This window comes from Devosia aquimaris (assembly GCF_020169335.1).
GTDB classification, from domain to species: Bacteria; Pseudomonadota; Alphaproteobacteria; order Rhizobiales; family Devosiaceae; genus Devosia; species Devosia aquimaris.
Map to the genome: position 1 here is coordinate 40816 of NZ_JAIEZN010000002.1, position 15815 is coordinate 56630.

Genomic DNA, 15815 nt, shown 5'->3' on the forward strand with positions numbered 1-15815 from the left:
GATTGCCTTGTGCCTACAGAAATGAAACCATTTGCTGTCAATTGTGAGCCAACACAACCGTCTGGACGCCCATGCCCACCCTGATCCGCCTGGTCATTTCACTGCTGTTTCTGGTCGGCCTGGTCTATGTCGGCATGTTCATGCTGGTGGCCTATGTCGAACCCGAGCCCAAGCCGGTGACCATCCGCATCCCCACCCGCGAACTGCTCGGCGAACCGGCGACGCCTGGGCTGGGGACCCCCGCACCGGCTGTGACGGCGGCCCCGGCAGCGCCGGCCAATCCGTGAGCCCGGCACAATGAGCAGCGGTCATCTGATCGGCGCCTTTCTCGAGATGATGAGCGCCGAGCGCGGCGCCGCCAAGAACACCATCGCCGCCTATAGCCGCGATCTCGAAGACTATGCCCACTTCCTCTCCCGTCGCAGCCTGAGCGTGATGAGCGCGGATCGCGCCGCCGTCACCGCCTATATCGACCACCTCAAGAACCAGGGCCTGGCCGCATCGTCGAGTGCGCGCCGCCTGTCGGCCCTGCGCCAGTTTCATCGTTTCCTCTGCGCCGACAATCTGCGCGGCGACGACCCGACACGCATCGTCGCCAGCCCCAAGACGCGCCGCGCACTGCCCAAGGTGCTCTCGATTGCCGAAGTCGATCGCCTGCTGGCAACCGCCGAGGCCGAGGCCAATCGTCCCGCCCCGCCACAGCAGCAGGCCGGCGCCCTGCGCCTCTATGTGCTGCTCGAGCTGCTCTATGCCACCGGCATGCGCGTGTCCGAGCTGGTGAGCCTGCGCCGCAGCGCCGTCATGCGCGACACCAGCTTCATCACCGTGACCGGCAAGGGCAACAAGGAGCGCGTGGTGCCGCTCAACGACCGGGCCCGCGACGCCATCAAGACCTATCTGGCCACCATCGAGCCAGGCCCCTATCTGTTCCCCGCCAGCGGCGCCGATGGCTATCTGTCCCGCCAGGTGTTCGCCCGCGACCTCAAGGCCCTGGCCGGCCTGGCCGGCATCGGCGCTGCGCGAGTGACCCCGCATGTGCTGCGCCATGCCTTTGCCAGCCACCTGCTGGCCGGCGGCGCCGACCTGCGCGTGGTGCAGATGCTGCTTGGCCATGCTGATATTTCGACCACGCAGATCTATACCCATGTGCTGGACGAAAAGCTGCGCACCCTGGTGGAGAGCCACCACCCGCTCAACCAGCCCGCAACAGGGCGGTAAATCTGTGAACAGAGCGGCCGCAGAGCCCCCCAGTGCCGGCACGCGGCGTGACTCTGCTTGACTTGGCATTGCACCATCGTCACTTTCCGGCCACTTTAGAGCGCGACAGCAGCGGCCCAGGGATGGGGCGCAGCGAACAGACCCCCAACGGGCAGGTGGAATGCAGTCTTATCTCGATTTCGAAAAGCCGGTAGCCGATCTTGAAGGCAAGATCGCCGAGCTCAAGGCCATGGCAGCAACCGACCAGGCCGTGAGCATCGACGAGGAGGTCAACCGCCTCTCCAGCCGCGCCGACGAAGCGCTGGTCGAGATCTACAAGCGCCTGACGCCCTGGCAGAAGACCCAGGTGGCGCGCCACCCGCAGCGCCCGCATTTCTCGGACTATGTGCGCACGCTCATCACCGAATGGCAGCCCCTGGCCGGCGACCGCAAGTTCGCCGAAGACGCCGCCATTCAGGCCGGCTTTGGTCGCTTCAACGGCCAGCCCGTGGCCGTGATCGGCCAGGAAAAGGGCAATTCCACCGAGAGCCGCCTCAAGCACAATTTCGGCATGGCCCGCCCCGAGGGCTATCGCAAGGCCGTCCGCATCATGGAAATGGCCGACCGCTTCAATATCCCCGTGCTGTCGTTTGTCGATACAGCGGGCGCCTATCCCGGCATCGGCGCTGAGGAGCGCGGCCAGGCCGAGGCAATTGCCCGCTCGACCGAAAAATCGCTGGAGCTGGGCGTCCCCAATCTGGCGATCATCATCGGCGAAGGCGGCTCGGGCGGCGCCATTGCCATCGCCACGGCCAACCGTGTGCTGATGCTCGAGCACGCCATCTATAGCGTCATCTCGCCCGAGGCCGGCGCATCCATCCTATTCCGCGACGCCGCCAAGGCGCAGGACATGGCCACGATCCAGAAGATCACCGCCCAGGACCTGTTCGGCTTCAAGGTGATCGACGGCATCATTCCCGAACCGACCGGTGGCGCCCATCGCCATCCCGACACGGTGATGAACTCCAGCCGCGACGCGATCGCCAGCTTCCTGCGCGAATTCGCCGACAAGAGCCGGCTGGAAGTGCGCGAGCAGCGCCGCGAAAAATTCATGGCCATCGGCACCAATATCTAGCCTGGACGCGTCGCAGCCGGTTGCATGGGGCGCAGTGATGCGCCCATGGCACACACTTGCGTGAACACGCCCGGCTTCCGGCGCATTTGGGGCCGTGCTAACACTTCATTCACCAGCTTTTCTCATGCTGCGCTAACCACTGGCCCCTATGGGTCAGCGCATTGTTTCGCTTATGGGCTTCCCATCTTGATCGCCACCGTCCTGCGCAAAGCCTGCACTGCCGTCATCCTGCTCTGGGTTGCTTTTGGACTGGTCGCCTGCGGCGGCTTCCTGCCCAAGACCAGTGACAATCGGCACAACCAGCCGCTGCAAAGCGGCGTAGTCTCCGCGCTCAAGGCCATGGGCTCCTCGCCCGGCGAAGCCATGGTGGTGCGCATCTTCAAGCAGGAGAAGACGCTCGAGGTCTGGAAGCGCACCAATACGGGCCAGTTCAAGCTGTTCAAGAGCTATGAGATCTGCGCCTTCTCCGGCGATCTCGGCCCCAAGATCAAGGAAGGCGACCGGCAGAGCCCGGAAGGCTTCTATACCATCACGCCGGGCCTGATGAATCCGAAGTCCAACTATTACCTGGCCTTCAACACCGGCTTTCCCAACAAGTTCGACCGCGCCTGGGGCCGCACCGGTTCAGAGCTGATGGTGCATGGCGACTGCTCCTCGCGCGGCTGCTACGCCATGACCGACGAGGGCATCGCCGAGATCTATGCCCTGGCCCGCGAAAGCTTCAAGGGCGGCAACCCCAGCTTCCAGCTGCAGATCTTCCCGTTCAAGATGACCCCGGCCAATCTGGCCGTCCAGACCAAGAGCCCCAATCTGAGCTTCTGGAAGAATATCAAGGACGGCTATGACCTGTTCGAGCTGAACAAGCAGCCGCCCACCTGGGACGTGTGCGAGCGCAAATATGTGTTCAACGTTGCCGGCGCCGGTGCGCTCAATGCGATGGGCCCCTGCCCCGCAATCTCCAGGGATGCAACGCTGATCGCCAAGCAGCAGGCTGACGAAGCCGCCGTGGTCAACGCCGTGGCGGAAGTGGAGCGCAGGGCGGCCGAGGAGGCAGCGATCAAGGCGCGCGGCGATGCGGTGACCGGCATGGTCGGCGGCGCCGTCTCGGGCCTGTTCGGCATCTTCGGCGAAAAGGTGACCCCGGTCATGAGCGGCAAGCCCGCACCGGTTCCGCACAAGCGTCCCGCCAGTCTCTAAATGATAGGCCGACCGGCGCGACACGCCGGCCGCGGACCGACAAGCGCATGGGCGCTTGCGGCGGACCGACAAGCGCATGGGCGCTTGCGGTGCACTAGCAGGTGACGCGGATTTCCGCGAAGCCGGTGATGGCATCGCCTTCCGAGGGCAGCACGCCCACCATGCACTGGGTGCCCGGCAGGCCGACCGTTGCGCCCTCGGCAATGACGGTCCCGTCGCCCAGTGTGATATAGCCATTGTCGACCGCAGCAATGGCGACCGCGCCGGACGAGCCGCACACAGGATAATTGTCGCCGGCCGACACCATGAAGCGCGTGCCGCTGGGCAGGCAATCGCCATCATTGGTTGCTGTCGCCGCGCTGCCCGCGCCGATGGCCGGCAATGCGGCGGGCGCCGGCGCAGTGGCCCCGCCCAAGCGCTGGTTGGCTTCCAGGAGCGCCAGGCGGTTGGCAATGTCCGCAAGGTCTGCACTGTCGGCTTGCGCCACGCCACCACTGGCCTGCTTGCCGAAGAGCTCAAGGCTCAACCGGATCTGGGCGATGTCGGTGGAGACGCGCCTGAGCTCACGCTGGGTATCGGCATAGACCCACAGCGACACGCCCAGCGCGGCAAGACCGACCACGCCTACCCCCAGGCCGAGGACGTTGAACCCGCCGCTGCGCGACACGGCCTTCTCGGGGGTCGATTGCGGCTCTTTGGCTGGCTTGGGAACGTTTGGCGCAGAGGGCGCAACCGGCGTCGCGGCCGCGGCCGGATTGGCTGGTGCGGCAGGGTCAGAATCGCGAGAAACGCCCGGAAGGGCCCATTTGTCGTCCAAAGCTGTCGCCTCCATTGCCGCCAAGGCTAGCACGATCTGCCGCCGGGATCGCCCGCGATTGCGGCCCTGATATGGTGATGGTCCCATGCAGGGACCGCATTGCTAGGACGTGCCGAACCGCCTCTCGAGCCATTCGACGGCAAAAGCAACCATCGCCCGCGCCTCCACCAGGACGCTGGGGGCATGCCCGATCAATCCGCGCCGCCCTTGGCCGGTTGAGAGGAAATCTTCCACCACGTCTTCGAAATAGTCGTCGGCCAGCCCGGCAACAATAGGAATGCCGGTGTTGAATTCCTCGAACCAGCGCCAGACCACCTGACCATCAAGCAGGATTGGCGTCTCGTAGCGCCGGACGCGCTTGTCGGGGATGTCGGCCAGATGCTCGGCATGATGCAGCAGCGTCATGGTGTCGAGCGGCGCGCCGAGCAACAGCGTCTTGCCACCGGCCGCCACCAGCTTGCCGAACGGCGACTGCGGCCCATAGCCATAATCGAGCGCATGGTCGGCAACGAACCACTCGGCACGTCCGCCCAGCGCGGCGCAGGAGGCGCCGGGGCTGGCACTGCGCCGGGCGCCCGGCGTGGTCCGCAGCAGTTCCGGAAAGGCGCCATTGTCGCGGATGGATCGCGAGCGCAGGGGATCGAACGGCGGAACGGCATCACGCAATCCGGGCTGCTCAAGCACGCCCTCTTCGCCCTGCCAGTCGCAATAACCCAACAGCGTCCCGCCGGGCCCGACCACATCGCCCAGCGCCGAGATCAACGCATCAGGCCCGCCCAGTATCGGCCCCACGGCGCGCAGGCCGGCATGCACCAGCACGCTGTCGCCTTCGACCAGGCCCATGACGCGGCAATGCTCGGCGAGGGCCGCCCGCGTCCACACCATGGCTAGGCGCCGACGTAGGCGACCTTGCGCGGCTCGGCCGCGGCGACTGCCGTTTCGCGGGCATCATAGATGCTGCGCGCTTCGACAATGGCGCCATGGTTTTCGGCCGACCAGTCCCACAGCGCCATGATGGGCGTCTGCAGCGTCTTGCCCAGTTCGGTGAGCTTGTATTCCACGCGCGGCGGCACTTCGGGATAGATGGTGCGGGTGACCAGACCATCGCGCTCCAGATTGCGCAGCGTCAGCGTCAGCATGCGCTGGCTGACCCCATTGATCAGCCGCTTCAGCTCATTGAAGCGCAGCGTGCCATTATTGCCCAGAATGCCCACCACCATCACGCTCCACTTGTCGCCGATGCGGTTGAGCACGTCGGACATGGCAGTGCAGTTGGAGGATTTGGACGTATCTTGCAGGGACATGGCGCAGCCTTTGAATTCTCTTGTCAGGCACAAATATAGCCGTAGTTACCTTCTGTGCCTAGCCCACCCCTGTCACACTGTCTTGATGGGCCCCGATTTTCCGGCCACCAGACAAAACCGCACAGGGACGGCGCCGGGGAATTGACAGGCTTTGCGGCCATGCTGTCTGTGTGTCGGCAACACCAAATAAGCCGACCGAGGAGAGATCATGAGTGACCGTATTGCCCAGCTTGCTGCCCAGATGACGCTTGAGGAGAAGGTGTCCATCCTCTCGGGCGAAGACTTCTGGTCCGTGCCCGCAGTGGAGCGGCTGGGCATCGGCAAGCTGCGCGTCACCGACGGCCCCAATGGCGCGCGCGGCGGCGGCTCGCTGATCGGCGGCGTCAAATCGGCGAGCTTTCCGGTCGGTATTGCCCTGGGCGCCACCTGGAACACCGCCCTGGTGCACGAGATCGGCATGGCCCTGGCCGACGAGGTCAAATCCAAGAACGCCCATATGCTGCTGGCGCCCACGGTCAACATCCACCGCTCGGTGACCAATGGGCGGAACTTCGAATGCTATTCGGAAGACCCCATCCTCACCGCGCAGCTCGCCACCGCCTATATCACGGGCCTCCAGAGCCAGGGCATCGGCGCCACCATCAAGCACTTTGTCGGCAATGAATCCGAGATCGAGCGCACCACCATTTCGAGCGAGATCGACGAACGCGCGCTGCGCGAGATCTATCTCGTGCCCTTCGAATGGGCGGTGAAATCAGCCGGCACCTGGGGCGTGATGAGCTCCTACAATCGCCTGAACGGCACCTTCACCTCCGAGCACGACTGGCTGCTGACCACCGTGCTGCGTGACGAATGGGGCTATGACGGCATCGTCATGTCGGACTGGTTCGGCAGCCACTCGACCGCCGAAACCGTCAATGCCGGTCTTGATCTCGAAATGCCCGGGCCCCCGCGCGACCGCGGCCAGAAGCTGATCGACGCCGTCAAGGCCGGCACGGTGAGCCAGGAGACGCTCGACCAGCGCGTCATCGCCATGCTGCGGCTGATGGAGCGCGTCGGCTCGCTCGATGACCACCGCCCCTTTGCCGAACGCGCCGATGACCGGCCCGAACATCGCGCCCTGATCCGCCGCGCCGGCGCCGAGGCCAGCGTCTTGCTCAAGAACAAGGGCGCCCTGCCCCTGCGCCCGGACGCGACCATTGCCGTGATCGGCCCCAATGCCAAGATCGCCCAGATCATGGGTGGCGGCAGCGCCCAGCTCAATGCGCATTACCGCATTTCGCCCTGGGACGGTCTTGTAGCCGCGCTGGGCGAGGATCGTCTGACTTATGCACCCGGCTGCACCAACCACCGCTTCGAACCCGTGCTGCGCACGCAGCTCACGGTGGAATATTTTGATAACACCAGCCTCAGCGGAGAACCCGTCCATGTCGGCAGCCAGGAGGAGGCCCAGGCCTTCTGGATTGGCGCCGTGGCCGAGGGCAAGGTTGACCCGCTGCAGTTCTCGGCGCGCCTGAGCGGCCGCTTCACGCCTGAGACCAGCGGCACCTATCGCGTCGGCATCTATGCCGCCGGCTTTGCCAAGGTGTTTGTCGATGGCCAGTTGGTCACCGACGCCTGGAGCAACTGGACCAAGGGCCGAACCTTCTTTGAAGAGGGTTGCGATGAGGTGATTGGCACCGTGCCGATGGAGGCCGGTCGCGCCTATGAGGTGGTGATCGAATTCGCCACCAAGGACTTTGCCACCCTCGGCCTGGCCGCCTTTGCCTGTGGCATCGGCCTGCCGCTGGGCGATGCGGCCATCACCGAGGCCGTGCGCGCCGCGCGCAATGCCGACATTGCCATTGTCTGCGTCGGCCGCAATGGCGAATGGGACACCGAAGGCAGCGACCTGCCCTCGATCGAGCTGCCGGGCCGGCAGAACGAGCTGGTCGCCGCCATCGCCCAGGCCAATCCCAATACGGTCGTGGTGCTGCAGACTGGCGGGCCGGTGGAAATGAACTGGCTTGGCGCCGTCAATGCCCTGGTGCAGTCCTGGTATCCCGGCCAGGAGGCGGGCAATGCCATTGCCGATGTGCTGACCGGCGCTGTCGAACCCTCCGGCCGCCTGCCGCAGACCTTCCCGGTGCGCTGGGCCGACAACCCGGCCCACAGCCAGGATCGCGAGGTCTATCCCGGCGTCGAGGGCAAGGTGCGCTATGAGGAAGGCATCTTCGTCGGCTATCGCCACTATGATCGCCTCGGCATGACGCCGCTGTTCCCCTTCGGCTTTGGCCTGGGCTACACCAGCTTTGCGCTGGCGGACATGACCATCGACGACGCGCGCTTTGAAGCCGATGGCGCGGTGACGGTCTCGGCCAGGCTGACCAATACCGGGGCGCGCGAAGGCGCGGCCGTGGTGCAGCTCTATGTCGGCGATGACGAAGCCTCTGACCTGCGCCCGGTCAAGGAGCTCAAGGGTTTTGACAAGGTGGCGCTCAAGCCGGGCGAGAGCCGGCAGGTGACGCTGACGCTCGACGCGCGGGCCTTTGCCTTCTATCGCCCGCAGGCCCATCACTGGCTGGTGGAAGCGGGCAGCTTCACCCTGCGCATGGGCCTCTCCTCCGCTGACCTGCCGCTGGTGGGCACGGTGTCGCGCAAGACCACGCTGATGCTGCCCGTCTAGGGCGCCAGCCCAAACGACAAAAAAGGCCGGCTCATCGAGCCGGCCTTTCCTTTTGGTTGAACCGATGGCGATCAGCCCTTGGTGGTGACGATCACGTCCTGGCCCTCAAAGGCCACGTCGGCGGGCTGACCATTGACCGTGACACTGGCAAAGCTGCCGGTGAGCTTGGCGCCGCTGAGGACGGTCAGCGGACCGGGCTGGGCGGTTTCGGTGGTGATGGCAAGGGTGGCGCCATCAACAGCCACGTCCCCGGCAACGGTGAGGCTGGCTGCGCCGTCGAGCGCCAGCATCGCACCTTTGGTGAGGCTCAGGGCCCCGCCGATGGCGAGCGCAGCATTGTCCACCACGAGCGTACCGCCGGCGACATAGACATCGCCCGTGCCCAGCGCCGTGGGCGAAGCCGCCACCAGCGTGCCGGCATTGACCAGCGTGCCACCGGCATAGGCATTGTCGCCGCTCAGGGTCAGGCTGCCGCTGCCATCCTTGGTCAGGAGGCCCGCGCCGGCAATGTCATTGCGCCAGCTGTCGGCCGCGTTGAAGCCACCAAGGGCGGCATCCATGGTCACCACCACATCGCCGTCGAAGGCGCCATAGCCATCGGCCGCACCGAAATAGTTGAGGCGACCATAGCCCTCGGCATCATCCATCACCGGATTGCCGGCGGGGAAAGCCGTGGTCTTGAGCACCACCCGGCGCTGCTCGGCACTGAGATAGGGCAGACGGGTTTCGAGCAGCACTTCGGCGCCCTTGGGGACGACCACCGGCGCATCGGCAGCCGCATCGGCGGCGACGATGCCGTAGTCGGCGCGGGCGGCGACATAGTCGGCATTGGCCGCGTGATCGGCAAAGCGGTCTTCGCTCACCGGTGCCGCATGGGCCATGGCCAGCAACTCTTCAGACGAACTTGCCCCGGTCTGGCGCATCAGCCAGGACTGCGCCTGGGCAAAGGCGTCGGCCTTGATGGCAGCATTGCTTTCCATGTTGAAATTATAGACCACGGCAGCCGTGCCCAGCATGCGCCCGCCGATGACATCCATGGGGCTGTGCATGCCGGCCAGGATGCGATCGTCACCCAGCTGATAGGCGCGGGTCAGCATCTCCTGGTACCGCTCGGGCACGAGATAGGCCATGGTCAGGCCATTGCGCCAGGCCTCTGCCGTGTGGCCGCTGGGGAAACCGCCATCCTTGACCGGCGTGCTGCTCTTGGCCGCTTCCAGGGTCGGCACGACGGCCACATCCATGCTCCAGCGCCAGGGGCGGGCATATTTGAAGTAGCGCTTGGTCGGCTCGGTCGAGGCATCCACACCCACCAGGTTCAGCAGGTCCACAGCCAGGCCCAGATCCTCATTGGCCGGCTGGTCATCGACCATGCTGCCCACGCCGACATTGTTGCCATGGTCATCATATTTGACCGCGGTGGCATCGGCTGGGACGCCGGTGATGGTGGTGAACTGCCAGGCGCCCGAGCGCCAGGCGGGGGTCAGCGGCCCCAGGCCATCGACCATGCTGGCATTCTTGCCGCGCCGGTCATCGAGATAGGCATCGACCGCCTGTGCATCGGTGCGGGCGGCAGTGGCGGCGATGACATAGTCGATGTTGGCCGCATGCAGCGCCGCGTCGACCACCGTGCCATCGGTGGCGCTGCCCGGCAGCCCCTCCCAGTCGCTCTTGGCGACGGCGGCGCAGCCATCCTTGGCTTCGGCTTCCACATCGGCATCCACGAAGGGCGTGCGCGGCGTCCACACCTTGAGGAAACCCGAGAGCAGGCGCACCCCAGCATTGGTCTCGAGCGTGGCAACGCAGGCATCGCCGCGCTGGTTGGTGACGCCGGTATCGACATAGGCCGGCACGTCGGCGACGGGGGCACTATCGACCTGGCCCAGGCCGGTTGGCGCGGCAGGCAAATCGGCGGCGCTCTGCGCAAAGGCAGGGTTGGCGGCAAGCGCGACGGTCAGCGCAAGGGCAGAAACCAACCCATGGGCGGCATGAAAACGAAGCATGAGCATTTTCCTTGTCAAGCAATGGCAGGGACCTGCCAATTAGTCAGGCAGGGTGACAAAGGAGCATAGATTGCGTGACAGTTCGATGTCACCCAAGGTTGTGGCCTGTGCAAAAGCCAGCGGCCGCCCCGCAAGAGGCGGCCGCTGTTGAAACGGTTTGCACAAAGATCTGAGCCGGTTCAGGCCGGTTGCGGCATGGCGTCAGCTGGCCGTTGCGGCTGTGGAAAGGCCAGGGCCAGCGCGGCGGCGGCCAGGCCAATCGCAGCCGAGCTGATGTAGAGCCACTGATAGTCCCCGAAGGTATCAAAGATCCAGCCGCCGCCGATCGGGCCGAAGGCCATGCCGATCGAGGAGGTCATGGTGATGCCGCCGAGCACCGTGCCCATCACATGGGCCGGGAAGTATTCGCGCGCCAGCACGCCATAGAGCGGCATCACCCCGCCATAGGCCATGCCCAGCACGGCGGCCAGCATGTAGAAATCACGCAGCTGCGTGACATAGATGTAGGTGAAAATGCCCGCCGCCTGCAGCAGCAGCCCACCCACGATGACGCGCTTGACCCCGAACCGGTCGGCACCGACGCCGAAGAACAGACGCCCGAACAGCCCCGCCACGCCTTCGACGCTATAGATGCTGGCTGCTGCCAGCGAAGAGGCGCCGCAGATCATGGCATAGCTCACCGTATGGAAGATCGGCCCGGAGTGGGCGGCGCAGCACAGAAAGAACGTGCCGGCCAGAACGATGAACTGCGGCGTGCGCACAATGGCGCCAAGGCGGTCGGCCGCCGAGGCGGCGGGTGCCGGAATGTCGGCCAGTTCGGTGGCTCCAGGGGCCGCGGCGCGGGCCGCCGGCGCCGGCCGGACCAGAAGAGCCAGCGGCGCAACAATCACCACCGCGCCCAGGGCAATCGACATCATGGCGCTGCGCCAGCCGATCTGTTCGATCAGCACGCTGGCCAGTGGGGTGACCACCATGGGCGCCACGCCGCCGCCGATGGAGACCAGCGAGACCGCCAGGCTGCGGTTCTTGTCGAACCAGCCGATGGTGGTGGCCATCAGCGGAGCAAAGAAGGCGCCACCGGCCGCCCCGATCAACCCGCCGTAGGAGAGCTGGAACATGACCAGGTCGGTCGCCCGGCTCGACAGCAACAGGCCAAGCCCGAGCAGCACCGTGGCAATCAGCAGCACGGGCCGGGCACCGATGCGGTCGCTGATCGTGCCCCAGAGAAAGCCGGCCACGCCCATGACGAGGAAGCCCAGCGTCATGGCGCCCGAAATGCCGGCGCGCGTCCAGCCGGTGTCATCGGCCATCGGCTGCAGATAGACCGGCAGCGCGAACATCGACCCCGCCGCCACACAGGTGATCACGGCGCCTGCGGCCACGATCACCCAACCATAATGTTTTTCCATTGTCCTGGCCCTCGCCATGCTCACATCATAGCTGCGACGCCCGGCGCCCTGCCAGATCGACAATCACATACGATTATTTTCATCACCGCCTGCCCGAGGCCGCATCAGTGGCCAGGCGCAACCTGATCATGTATCACCGGATGCGCCGTGACCCGGCGCCCAGACGACCTGTGGAGACCCCCCACCATGCGCCATGACAGCCGCTTGCCCCGTGTGCTGCACGCCCTGCTGCATCTTGAGAACATGGCGGCGCCGGCGACCTCGGAGATGCTGGCCATGATGCTGGGCACCAATGCCTCGGTGGTGCGCCGCACCATGGGCGGCCTGCGCGAGGCCGGCATTGTCGCCGCCAGCAAGGGCCATGGTGGCGGCTGGTCGCTGGCCCGGCCGCTGACGTCAATTTCTCTGCTCGATATCTATACGGCCCTGGGTTCGCCGACCCTGTTCGCCATCGGCAGCGATGACGACGACACCACCTGCCTGTTGGCCCGCGCCGCCAATCGCGCCACGCAGGATGCGCTGGCCCAGGCGCGGCAGCATTTCGAGCAGCAATTGGCCGCCATATCGGTCGCCGATCTCACGGCCGGCTGGTCAGCCGACGTCAAGGCCCATGTGCACGCGACGCAGCACTAGCGGTGTCAGGCAAGACTGGTGAGGGCCCTGGGACCGGTGAGCAGACGACGCCAGGCCGTATCGCCGGTTTGCAGCAGCCGCGCCGCGCAGAGCGCCGCATCGCCCTGACGCATGGTGACGGTTCGACCCGCCAGCCGCTGCTCGACCTGTGCGAAGATGACGGGATGCAACTGCAGCACGCCGCCAACCAGGCACACCGGCCGGTCGCCCACCCGCGCCAACAGCGCCTCGGCGAGGTTCGCAAGCTCGTCGCCTGCCCGACCAAGAATGTCCAGCGCCACGCCGTCGCCGGCCTGCGCAGCCTTGGCCACGGCAACCGCAAGCCCGCCGATGCGGCCCCGGTCGCCCGCATAGACAAACTGCCGGACATGCCCCCAGCTCTCTCCGCCGACAGCCGCGAAGATCTCTGCAGCCAATGGCGCCACGGTCGCAAAATTGCCGTCGCGGTCGAGCGCGCGATACATCCGGTCGAGGGCCCGCAGCGCGATCCAGCTGCCTGAGCCGGCATCGTCGATCAGGATGCCGCGCCCGCCGACCCGCACGAAATCGCCATCTGCCGTGGCGTGAAAGCCGATCGTGCCCGTGCCGGCCGAAATCAGATGGCCCTCGCCCGGAGCGAACTGGGCCATATAACCCAGGACGATATCGTCCATCACCACGATAGATTCCATCGGCACGCCGAGCACCGCATGCACGAGCTGTTTGACCGCGTCGGACGCCGCCGCACCAAAGCCGGTGATCCCGCCGGCCAGGGCCTGGACCGCCAGCCCCACCTCTGCAAGCGCCGTCGCCACGCTCTCAAGGGCCAGCCGCAATCGCGCCTGTTCGGCCGGATTGAACATATGGCCGGTGGCGCCACCGGCCTGTCCCCGCGCCAGCACCTGCCCGGCGGCATCGCAGGCCACCCAGCGGCTGGCCGTGCCGCCCACGTCGAGGCCGAGATAGACATCGGTCATGACGGCACGCCCTGGCGGACAAACATGCGGGTGATCTCGCGCGGATTGGTGATCATGGTGCCCACGACAACGGCATGGGCGCCAGCAGCGAAGGCCGATGCCACCAGCTCTGGCCGATTGTAGCGGCCTTCGGCCACCACCGGCAGCCCCGAATGCGAGACCAGCGCCTCGACCAGCGCCAGGTCCGGCCCGTCGGGGCGTGGCTCGCTGGTCGCAGTATAGCCCGACAGCGTCGTGGCCAGGTAATGCGCGCCCCAATCGGCGGCCATCAGCCCTTCGTCAAGACAGGACACATCGGCAAAGACTTCGGCGCCCAATTGGTCGCGGATGTGGCGCACAATATCACGCGGATGCTCGCCGTCGCGCGGCCGCATGGTGCAATCGAGCCCGACAATGCCGGCGCCCGCCGCCACCACTGCCTCGGCGGCCGCAATACTGGGCGTGATATAGACCGCATGGGCGTCGGAAAAGAGCTTGTTGATGCCGATCACCGGCAGGCCCGCCGCAGCAACCGCGGCAATATCGGCCGGACCATTGGCGCGGATCGCCACGGCACCGCCATCGCGGGCCGCCAGCGCCATGGCGCCCATGAACATCGGCCCATGCAGCGGATTGTCCGCCCGCGCCTGGCAGGAGACGACGAGGCCCCGTGGCAGCATTACTTGACCGCGCCCGAGGTCATGCCGGCGATGAACTGGCGCGACAGCACGATGTAGATGACGATGATCGGCGCCGCCGACAGCGTCAGACCCGAGAACAGCACGCCCCAATCGGTGGTATATTCGCCCATGAAGGTGGTGAGCCCCTGTGGCAGCGTCTTGAGCGCATCATTCTGGATGAAGACCAGCGGGAAGAAGAAGTCATTCCAGATCGGCACCACGTTCTGGATGCCGGCAATGACCATGGCCGGCCGCACCAGCGGCAGCATGATCGACCACATGATGCGCGCCTCCGAAGCCCCATCCATGCGGGCGGCATCTTCGAGCTCATTGGGCAGGGTGCGGATGAAACCGGTCATGATGAAGATCGTCGTCGGCAGGCCCATGGCCGTATAGACAAAGATCAGCGAGAGCTGGTTGTTCAGGATCGACAGATCCCGCATCAGCATGAACAGCGGGATGATGGCCAGCTTGAGTGGCAGCGTCAGCCCGGCGACGAAGAACATCAGGATAAAGCCGGCCCCGGTGAACGCATAGCGCCCCAGGGCATAGGCAGCCATGGTGCCCAGCGTCAGGATCAGCACCATCGAGGCGCCGGTGACCACGAAGGAATTGAGCAGGTAGCGCAGGAAATTGGTCTGCGTCCAGATTTTCACGAAATTGCCGACCTGGGTGAGATCGGGAAAGCCGAAGGGCGACTGGAAGATCTGTGGCGTGGTCTTGAAGGCCGAAAAGATCATGATGACGATGGGCGCCAGCATGATGATGGAATTGGCGATCAGGATGATCTGCAGCAAGCCATCGCGGCCCAGCGTGCCCAGGATGCCCTTGCGGTCGTAATAGCTCGTGCCGACGGCGCTCATATCTGGATCTCCCGGGCGCGCAGCCGCACGGTGATCACCGAGGCGATGACGGCAATGAACAGGAAAATCAGCACGGCCAGCGCACTGCCCAGGCCAAAATCCTGCTGTCCGGCCGACACATTGCCAAAGGCGGTGCGGTAGAAATAGAGCCCCAGCACATCGGTGGAGCCGAACGGCGAGCCATCCAGCCCGCCCATGATATAGGGCAGCTCAAACCAGTTGAACGCGCCCACGAACAGAAGCGTGAAGACGATCGTGGCGCTGGGCGCCACCAGCGGCCAGACGATCTTGCTGATCTTGACCCACTCGCTCTCGGTTTCCATGCGCACGGCATCAAGGATTTCCCCGGGGATGCGCTGCATCCCGGCCAGGAACACCAGCGTGGGAAAGCCCACCATGTGCCAGGCCTGGGCGGCGATGATGCTCCACAGCGCCGTGCCGCTCTGCCCCAGCCAGGGCTGCGCCATCCAACCGAGGCCCACATTGCGCAGGGTGATGTTCACCACGCCGAACAGCGGATGGTAGAAGAGCTTGAAGAGATAGGCGACGATGATGGTGGACAGCACCACCGGCAGGAACACCGCGATGCGGTGGAAGCGCGCGCCAGGCAGCTCGCGCCATAGCGCATAGGCCAGGATAAAGCCCAGCCCGTTCTGCAGCACCATCAGCGCAAAGAACACAATGATGTTGTTCTTGAAAGCATTGAGCGTCCAGCTGCGATAGGGCTCGACGAACAGCACGGTGTGGAAATTGTCCAGCCCGACAAAGGCACCGCGCTTGAGCCCCTGCCAGTCAAAGAAAGCATAGGCGAAGGCCGAAATGATCGGATAGACGACGAACAGCGCCACAAAGGCCAGTGGCGGCACGATCAGGGCGGTGATCCAGAGGCCGCGGCCTGTCATCCTCAATTTGGGCATTGGGGGCTCGTTTGCTGCTGGACCGGCGCGGGTCGGAGAGCGAGGGCTGGGTGGTCGGCAACA

At 65.5% G+C, this 15815-nt stretch carries 15 protein-coding genes; 6 read left to right on the plus strand and 9 right to left on the minus strand.

All coding sequences use genetic code 11. The features are described from left to right. Positions 1-71: 71 nt before the first annotated feature. From K1177_RS12970 to K1177_RS18530, 4 genes are all read left to right on the plus strand, one after another. Complete coding sequence (locus K1177_RS12970) at positions 72-287, plus strand: hypothetical protein (protein ID WP_224703791.1); 216 nt, start codon at positions 72-74, stop codon at positions 285-287. Between the two features lie 10 nt (positions 288-297). Further along, positions 298-1218: a site-specific tyrosine recombinase XerD gene (xerD, locus tag K1177_RS12975; protein ID WP_224703792.1), complete on the plus strand. Its 921-nt coding sequence runs from the start codon at positions 298-300 to the stop codon at positions 1216-1218. Positions 1219-1378: 160 nt separating this feature from the next. Then, the gene (locus K1177_RS12980; protein ID WP_224703793.1) at positions 1379-2332 is read left to right on the plus strand and encodes an acetyl-CoA carboxylase carboxyltransferase subunit alpha; all 954 of its coding nucleotides are present in this window, start codon (positions 1379-1381) and stop codon (positions 2330-2332) included. A 186-nt stretch (positions 2333-2518) separates the two neighbouring features. Continuing rightward, positions 2519-3529: a murein L,D-transpeptidase family protein gene (locus K1177_RS18530; protein WP_318153296.1), complete on the plus strand. Its 1011-nt coding sequence runs from the start codon at positions 2519-2521 to the stop codon at positions 3527-3529. A 94-nt stretch (positions 3530-3623) separates the two neighbouring features. Here the strand turns inward: K1177_RS18530 and K1177_RS12990 are convergent, their stop codons facing one another. The 3 genes from K1177_RS12990 to K1177_RS13000 form a co-directional block, all read right to left on the minus strand. Next, positions 3624-4196 carry a hypothetical protein gene (locus tag K1177_RS12990; protein WP_224703794.1) on the minus strand — a complete coding sequence of 191 codons (573 nt, stop codon included), beginning with the start codon at positions 4194-4196 and terminating at the stop codon, positions 3624-3626. A 252-nt stretch (positions 4197-4448) separates the two neighbouring features. Beyond that, positions 4449-5231, minus strand: coding sequence for an aminoglycoside 3-N-acetyltransferase (gene aac(3) / locus K1177_RS12995; protein ID WP_224703795.1), 783 nt, complete (start codon positions 5229-5231; stop codon positions 4449-4451). A 2-nt stretch (positions 5232-5233) separates the two neighbouring features. Further along, positions 5234-5650, minus strand: coding sequence for a winged helix-turn-helix transcriptional regulator (locus K1177_RS13000; RefSeq protein WP_224703796.1), 417 nt, complete (start codon positions 5648-5650; stop codon positions 5234-5236). Positions 5651-5858: 208 nt separating this feature from the next. Between K1177_RS13000 and K1177_RS13005 the strand changes: the two genes are divergently transcribed. Further along, a complete protein-coding gene (locus K1177_RS13005) occupies positions 5859-8315 on the plus strand; it encodes a beta-glucosidase (protein ID WP_224703797.1) in 2457 nt (818 codons plus the stop codon). Positions 8316-8386: 71 nt separating this feature from the next. Here the strand turns inward: K1177_RS13005 and K1177_RS13010 are convergent, their stop codons facing one another. Both K1177_RS13010 and K1177_RS13015 read right to left on the minus strand, forming a co-directional pair. Then, positions 8387-10315, minus strand: a complete 1929-nt coding sequence (locus tag K1177_RS13010) for an acid phosphatase (protein WP_224703798.1) — start codon at positions 10313-10315, stop codon at positions 8387-8389. Positions 10316-10494: 179 nt separating this feature from the next. Beyond that, positions 10495-11724 carry an MFS transporter gene (locus tag K1177_RS13015; protein WP_224703799.1) on the minus strand — a complete coding sequence of 410 codons (1230 nt, stop codon included), beginning with the start codon at positions 11722-11724 and terminating at the stop codon, positions 10495-10497. 186 nt (positions 11725-11910) lie between these two features. On the opposite strand from K1177_RS13015, the gene K1177_RS13020 reads away from it, so the two are divergent. After that, positions 11911-12357: an RrF2 family transcriptional regulator gene (locus K1177_RS13020; RefSeq protein ID WP_224703800.1), complete on the plus strand. Its 447-nt coding sequence runs from the start codon at positions 11911-11913 to the stop codon at positions 12355-12357. Positions 12358-12362: 5 nt separating this feature from the next. On the opposite strand, the gene K1177_RS13025 is transcribed toward K1177_RS13020, so the two are convergent. The 4 genes from K1177_RS13025 to K1177_RS13040 are packed head-to-tail and all read right to left on the minus strand — an operon-like array spanning position 12363 to position 15752. Next, on the minus strand, positions 12363-13313 hold the full coding sequence (locus K1177_RS13025; RefSeq protein WP_224703801.1) for an N-acetylglucosamine kinase: 951 nt from the start codon (positions 13311-13313) through the stop codon (positions 12363-12365). Next, entirely contained in the window at positions 13310-13972 is a 663-nt protein-coding gene (locus K1177_RS13030) for an N-acetylmannosamine-6-phosphate 2-epimerase (protein WP_224703802.1), read from the minus strand. Before K1177_RS13030 ends, K1177_RS13025 begins: the two co-directional genes overlap by 4 nt. Further along, complete coding sequence (locus K1177_RS13035) at positions 13972-14835, minus strand: carbohydrate ABC transporter permease (RefSeq protein ID WP_224703803.1); 864 nt, start codon at positions 14833-14835, stop codon at positions 13972-13974. The genes K1177_RS13030 and K1177_RS13035 overlap by 1 nt, the downstream gene beginning before the upstream one ends. After that, positions 14832-15752, minus strand: a complete 921-nt coding sequence (locus K1177_RS13040) for a carbohydrate ABC transporter permease (RefSeq protein WP_224703804.1) — start codon at positions 15750-15752, stop codon at positions 14832-14834. Before K1177_RS13040 ends, K1177_RS13035 begins: the two co-directional genes overlap by 4 nt. Positions 15753-15815: the final 63 nt, after the last annotated feature.